The 781-nt window shown below is 67.2% G+C and carries 1 protein-coding gene and 1 rRNA gene; both read left to right on the forward strand.

Annotation, left to right across the window (positions count from 1 at the left end; translation table 11 throughout):
- The first annotated feature begins 146 nt into the window (after window positions 1–146).
- Window positions 147–263 (forward strand): 5S ribosomal RNA (gene rrf, locus A3CQ_RS0126595).
- A gap of 132 nt (window positions 264–395) precedes the next feature.
- Window positions 396–781: hypothetical protein (locus A3CQ_RS61755; protein WP_211216689.1), on the forward strand; the 386-nt coding region annotated here is incomplete at its 3' end.

The raw sequence follows: 781 nt of genomic DNA on the forward strand, positions 1-781 counted from the left end.
TAAGCCAGGTAACTGGTTCAGTCGACCGGTACTAATAAGCCGAGGGCTTAACCACCTAAAATTTGATCCTCAACGCGTCCACTGTGTGATTCACAGCAAACGAACAACCGTTCACGCAAACGGTGTTTGTGAATGCTGGCAGCTGTTTCGGTGGCCATAGCGGAGGGGAAACGCCCGGTCTCATTCCGAACCCGGAAGCTAAGCCCTCCAGCGCCGATGGTACTGCACTCGGGAGGGTGTGGGAGAGTAGGACGCCGCCGGACTCAACGTGACAGACGAGGGCCACCCCGGACGGGGTCGGCCCTCGTCTGCGTTTGTGCGTTCGCCCCCGAGTAACTTTGAGTGTTGAGGCTCAGCCCCCAGTAACAGGGCCGCCGTATCGGAAGGATTGATCCGTGACTACAGGACCGCAAGACGGCGGCTCCAGCAACCGCGACGACGAGCGCCGGGCCGGCCGTGGTCGGGACGGCGACGACTCGCGCGGCGGACGATCCTCCGGCGACCGTGGCGGCAACCGGGACGACCGCGGCGGTTACCGTGGCGGCGACCGGGACCGAGGCGGTGACCGCGGTGGATATCGCGGTGGCGACCGTGGCGGTTACCAGGGCGGCGGCGCTTCCCGTGGTGGCGACCGTGACCGCGGCGGACACCAGGGCGGCGGCGACCGGGGCGGTTACCGCGGTGGCGACCGGGACCGTGGCGGCTATCAGGGTGGCGGCGACCGCGGCGGCTATCGCGGTGGTGACCGCGACCGTGGTGGTTACCAGGGTGGCGGCGACCG

The organism is Paractinoplanes globisporus DSM 43857 (assembly GCF_000379645.1).
Lineage (GTDB): Bacteria > Actinomycetota > Actinomycetes > Mycobacteriales > Micromonosporaceae > Actinoplanes > Actinoplanes globisporus.